Source organism: Pseudomonas brassicae (genome assembly GCF_010671725.1).
GTDB lineage: Bacteria > Pseudomonadota > Gammaproteobacteria > Pseudomonadales > Pseudomonadaceae > Aquipseudomonas > Aquipseudomonas brassicae.
In genome coordinates this window covers 1-5,410 of sequence record NZ_JAAHBU010000039.1, presented here as the reverse complement: position 1 = coordinate 5,410, position 5,410 = coordinate 1, and the positions used below count along the sequence as shown (strand labels likewise).

At 65.0% G+C, this 5,410-nt stretch carries 5 protein-coding genes and 1 pseudogene; 3 read left to right on the top strand and 3 right to left on the bottom strand.

Annotated features, from left to right (window positions below; all coding sequences use genetic code 11):
• Nucleotides 1-77 precede the first annotated feature (77 nt).
• Nucleotides 78-886: pseudogene (locus G3436_RS03600) on the bottom strand (TatD family hydrolase).
• Nucleotides 887-1,050: 164 nt separating this feature from the next.
• Between G3436_RS03600 and G3436_RS03595 the strand changes: the two are divergent.
• The 3 genes from G3436_RS03595 to G3436_RS03585 all read left to right on the top strand — a co-directional run bounded on the left by G3436_RS03595 (nt 1,051) and on the right by G3436_RS03585 (nt 3,594).
• Nucleotides 1,051-2,472 (top strand): MltF family protein, encoded by a 1,422-nt coding sequence (locus tag G3436_RS03595; protein ID WP_163941379.1) that lies wholly within the window; start codon nt 1,051-1,053, stop codon nt 2,470-2,472.
• 105 nt (nt 2,473-2,577) lie between these two features.
• The gene (locus G3436_RS03590) at nt 2,578-3,009 is read left to right on the top strand and encodes a DoxX family protein (RefSeq protein WP_163941376.1); all 432 of its coding nucleotides are present in this window, start codon (nt 2,578-2,580) and stop codon (nt 3,007-3,009) included.
• Nucleotides 3,010-3,285: 276 nt separating this feature from the next.
• A complete protein-coding gene (locus G3436_RS03585; RefSeq protein WP_163941374.1) occupies nt 3,286-3,594 on the top strand; it encodes a hypothetical protein in 309 nt (102 codons plus the stop codon).
• Between the two features lie 4 nt (nt 3,595-3,598).
• Here the strand turns inward: G3436_RS03585 and greB are convergent, their stop codons facing one another.
• Nucleotides 3,599-4,096 (bottom strand): transcription elongation factor GreB, encoded by a 498-nt coding sequence (gene greB, locus G3436_RS03580; protein ID WP_163941372.1) that lies wholly within the window; start codon nt 4,094-4,096, stop codon nt 3,599-3,601.
• Nucleotides 4,097-4,132: 36 nt separating this feature from the next.
• Nucleotides 4,133-5,410: ABC transporter permease (locus G3436_RS03575; RefSeq protein WP_338001197.1), on the bottom strand; the 1,278-nt coding region annotated here is incomplete at its 5' end.

Here is a 5,410-nt window from a genome sequence, read left to right as displayed (position 1 = left end):
TCTCTGATTGAGCGGAAACAATGTTGGCAAGGTGCCATCATTTTGTCCGACAATTCAGCTCGGAATCTTGATATGCGTCAAGCTATGTCCGGAAGTAGGAAGAATCGCTGAGCGCACTGCGTGGTATGGGCTGCGCACCTGCCGCGGGCGTCTCCCCCCGGTGCAGCGCCACTTCGCGCAGTACCTCGGGCAGGTAGGCCGGTTCATTGCGGCCGCTTTTCGGTTTGGGCCGCAGGCTGCGCGGCAGCAGGTAGGGGGCATCGCTTTCGAGCATCAGGCGCCCGGCAGGAATGCTGCTCACCAGCGGGTGCAGGTGGGTGCCGCGGCGCTCGTCGCAGATCCAGCCGGTGATGCCGATGTGCAGGTCCAGGTCCAGGTAGCTGAACAGCGCATTGCGCTCGCCGGTAAAGCAATGCACCACGGCGCCCGGCAAGCTGTCGCGGTAATGCCTGAGGATCTGCAGCAGGCGCTCGCTGGCGTCGCGCTCGTGCAGGAACACCGGCATCTGCAGCGCCACGGCCAGTGCCAATTGTTCTTCCAGGGCTTTCTCCTGCTGCGCGCGCGGCGAGAAATCGCGGTTGAAATCCAGCCCGCATTCACCCACCGCACGTACCCGTGGCTGTTCCAGCAGCGCGCGCAGGTCGCGCGCCGACGCGCCGTTCCAACTGCTGGCATCGTGCGGGTGCACGCCCGCAGTGCTGAACAGGTGCCGGGCATCCGGGTCGAGCTGCTCGCACAGCGTCAGGGCCGCTTCGCTGCCGGCCAGGCTGGTGCCGGTGAGCAGCATCTGCTGCACGCCGGCAGCGTGCGCGCGCTCGAGCACGGCCTCGTGCTTGCCGGCAAAACTTGGGTTGGTCAGATTGACGCCGATGTCGATGAGTTGCATGGTGCTACCTCGGAGTGTGCGGCAAGTGCGCTTGGCTGCGCCGAAAAATATCAATAACGCCAAGAACTTCAAGGAGTTGTCGCGGTCTTTTACGGTCAATTGTCACGGACCGACCGCGCATTATGGCGTCAACGACTCAATCGCAGCCGATGGCTGGAGACTGGATGACGCGCACGCTGTCGCTGATCCTGCTGTGTGTCGGGCTGCTTTGCATGGGGCCGGCCAACGCGCGCCTGCCGGGCCCCACGCAAGCAGCCGCGACGGCCACGGTACGCGACCTGGCGCAGATTCGCAGCAGCCGCGAACTGCGCGTGCTGGTCAACCAGAGCCGCAACAGCTCCGGTGAGGTCAAGGGGCAGCCGGTGGGGGCCGAGTACCATCGCCTGATCGCCTTCGAGCACTACCTCAATGCCCGGGCGCGTGATGGCCAGGGCATTCGCCTGAAGATCATCCCCAAGGCCAAGGAACAGCTGATTGGTGCGCTGCAGCGCGGCGAGGGCGATGTGGTTGCGCCGGGCGAGTTGATCGACCTGTCGTCGACCCGTGGCGTCAGCGCCAGTGATCCGGTGCAGGCCAATGTGCCGCTGGTACTGGTAGGGCGCAAGGGTGAGCGCGTCTATCAGCGGGTCGAACAGCTTGCCGGACGTACCCTGGCCCTGACCAGTGCGAGTGCCGCCGGGGATACCCTGCACGAGATCAACCAGAAGCTGGCGTTGCGCAAGTTGGCGCCGATCAGGGTGGAGTGGGTCGACCCCAGCCTGGCGGTGGAGGACGTGCTGGAGATGGTGCAGGCCGGGATCTATCACTTGACCGTGGTCGAGCAACCGATTGCGTTGCGCTGGGCCAAGGTGATGCCCAAGTTGCAGGTACAGCGCAAGGTGCAGCTCACGTCGCCAGCGTCCATGCATTGGTACGTGCGCCGTGACGCGGCCATGCTGCACGCGAGCATCGATCGCTTCCTGCAGGGCTATCACGCGCCTGCCGACCAGGATGCCGCCTTCGAGCGCATCTACCGGCGCCTTTACAAAGTGCATTACCCGCTGGCGCGGGCCAATCGCCAGCGCCTGGAAAAACTGCGCCCTGTGCTGCAGCGCCATGCCCAGGCGCAGAACCTGGACTGGTTGAGCCTGGCGGCATTGGCGTTCAAGGAGTCGACCCTCGACCCGGCGGCAAGGGGCATGGGCGGCGCACGTGGCCTGATGCAGATTACCCCCGGCGCCGCACGGCGGGTGGGGATCAACGACATCGCCACGGTGGATGGCAATGTCCAGGCCAGTGCACGTTACCTGGCGCTGATACGGCGCAAGTTCTTCGCCAGTACCCAGCTCAACGAACGCGAGCGCATGGCCTTCGTGCTGGCCGGCTACAACCTGGGCCCCGAGCGGGTTCAGGCGATGCGCGCCGAAGCGCGCCGGCGTGGCCTTAATCCCAACCAATGGTTCTTCCAGGTCGAGCGCATTGCCATGGAGCAGGTGGGAATGGGGCCGGTCAGCTATGTTAATAGCGTCAACAAGTACTTTCTGGCCTTCGACCGCGAGCGCGAGTCGCTGGAACCCCAGGGGCGCAAGGTGGCGGCACGCAAGTAATCTATTTTTTAGATTTTTATGTGCGGATTTTTGCGATTTTAACATTTGAAAATATGATTATTATGACGGCCAACACAGACACCTTTACCGATTAAGGAAGACCGCATGAACGCCATCAATTCCGTATTGTTCACCCGTGCCGGCTGGGGCATCACCGTCCTGCGCATTGTCGTCGGCATCATCTTCATGGCCCATGGGTCGCAGAAGCTCTTCGGCCTGTTTGGCGGAGGTGGCCTGGCAGGGACGGCGCAGTACATGGAAAGCCTGGGGCTGACCCCTCCGACGTTGATGGCCGCGCTGTCTGGCGGTGCCGAGTTCTTTGGTGGGCTGGCGCTGGTGATAGGCCTGCTGGTGCGTCCTGCGGCGTTGGCGCTGGTGGGCTTGTTGCTGGTGGCGATCTTCTCGGTGCACATCGGCAACGGCCTGTTCATGGCCAACAACGGCTACGAGTTCGCCCTGGCGCTGCTGGGCGGTGCGGTGGCGGTGCTGGTGGAAGGCGCGGGGAGGGCGTCGCTGGATCGCATGATTGCCAAGTGACGGGCAGGGCGCCACCGCGATCTGCGGTGCGCCTGCCGATGCAGGTCTCGCAGACCCGCCCCTGGTTTTTCGGTAGCCCCACTCGTTACCTAACACGTTGGCATTGTTGACAGTCGGGTCGCAGCTTCTCTAGGATGCTGACTTGCGCCGATTTAAACAGCTACTTGCGGGGCGCAGGAAGACCCCGATGGGGTCTCCGAATACCGCTAAAGCGCTGGTTCGGTGACGCCTCCCACCGCAGCCCAGCGGGATCTGCGAGGCGGAGAAAACTACTCCATGAGTTGCCCACGTACCAGTGTTTGCCTGACCCCCCTTCCTGCCAGCCAGGTGGCGCGCACACCGCGCATTCTGCTGGGCGGCCAGCATCAGCCCACCCTTTTGCGTTACCTCGATGGCTGGCCTCGGCGCAAGGGGCGCGCCACCGCTTTCCTGATCCAGTTTGCCGACACCTGCGAGTCGCTCAGCCGTTTCGCCAACGACCGTTTCGACCTGGCCGTGGTGCAGGCACCCTCGCAGCAACACGCCGCCGAAGTGATTGGGCACCTGACCCGCGTGGCACGCCAGGGCCTGATAACCCGAGCCTGACCCCTCAGGGGTAGGCGATCTCCACCACATACAGCGTTTGTTCGCCGGTCGGCGTGTGTACCCGTACTTCAGCATCCAGCGCCTTGCCGATCAGGGCGCGCGCAAGGGGCGAGTCGATGCTGATCAGGCCCTGCTTGAGGTCCAGTTCGTCGGGGCCGACGATCCGATAGCGTGATTGCTCGCCGTGCTCGTTTTCGACCGTCACCCAGGCGCCAAAGTACACCTTGTTCGGGTCGCTGGGACGCTCGCTCACCACCTTGAGGTTTTCCAGGCGTTTGGTCAGGAAGCGCACCCGGCTGTCGATTTCGCGCAGCATCTTCTTGCCGTAGGTGTACTCGGCATTCTCCGAACGGTCACCCTGCGCCGCCGCCTCGCTTACCGACTGGGTCACCTGCGGCCGGCGTACATGCCACAGCTCGTGCAGCTCGGCGCGCATGCGCGCCTCGCCTTCGGGGGTGATCAGTGCAGTGCCGGCGGTGCGCGGCGGACGGTATCGACTCATGGGCTTGCAGGCTCGGGCAGGTAGCCGCCGAGTCTATCAGCCCTCACGCAGCACTGTCAGCGGGCTGGCATTGAGCGCCCGGCGCGTACCGTACACGCCGGCGCCGCCTACCAGCAGCGCGCCGATTACCGGCAGCAGCAGCAGCCAAGGGTGCGGGCTCCACTGCAGGTCGAACGCATAGCGGTACAGCAGCAGGCTGATCAGCTCGGTGCCCAACGCCGCGAGCAGGCCGCTGGCCGCACCCAGCAGGCCGAACTCGATCCGCCGCGCCTTGACCAACAGGCTGCGCCCGGCCCCCAGCGCGCGTAGCAACGCGCCTTGGCGAATGCGCTCGTCCAGGGTCGCCTGCAAGCCGGCGAACAGCACCGCCAGCCCCGCGGCCAGCACGAACAGCAGCACGTACTGCACGGCCAGCGTGACCTGGGCGAGGATGCTGCGCAGCTGTTCGAGCAGTGCGTCGACCTGCAGGATGGTCGCCGCCGGGAACGCGCGCGACAGCGCCACCACCTGCTGGTCGTGGCCGGGGGCGAGGTAGAAGCTGGTCAGGTAGGTGGTTGGCAGGTCCTGCAGGGTGCCGGGCTGGAAGATCATGTAGAAGTTGGGCTGGAAGCTGTCCCAGTTGACCGTGCGCAGGCTGCTGACCCGGGCCTTGCGTTCCAGGCCGCCGATGCTGAAGGTCAGGGTGTCGCCAAGCTTGAGCTTGAGGCTTTCGGCCAGTTGCGCCTCGACCGACACGCCCGGTACAGCATCTGGCGCAGGCTGTGCCTGCCACCACTGGCCGGCGCTCAGGGCATTGCCCTGGGGCAGCTCGGCGGCCCAGGTCAGGCTCAGGTCGCGCTGGATCGCGCGGTCACCGGTGGACTCCTTGCTGACCGTTTCGCGCACCGGCTCGTCATTGATGTGCGTGAGGCGCCCGGGGATCACCGGGAACAGCGGCGCAGCATGCACCGAAAACTCGCTCAGGCGCTGGCTGAAGGTGTCCTTGTCATCAGGCAGGATATTGAGCACGAAGTAGTTGGGGGCATCCTTGGGCAACTGGTTCTGCCAGGTGTCGAGCAGTTCGGTACGCAACAGGGCGATCAGTGCCATGGCCAGCAGAATCAGGCCGAAGGCCAGCGACTGCCCGGCTGCCGCCAGCGGGTGCTTGAGCAGTTGCCCCAGGCCCAGCCGCCAGGCCAGCGGGGCGCCGGCCAGCAGGCGCCGCAGGCTGCGCAAGCCCAGCAGCAACACGCCACCGAGCAGCAGTGCAGCCAGCAGGCCGCCACCGAGCAGGGCGAACGTCAGCAACAGGTCCAGGCTCAGGCGCACATGATC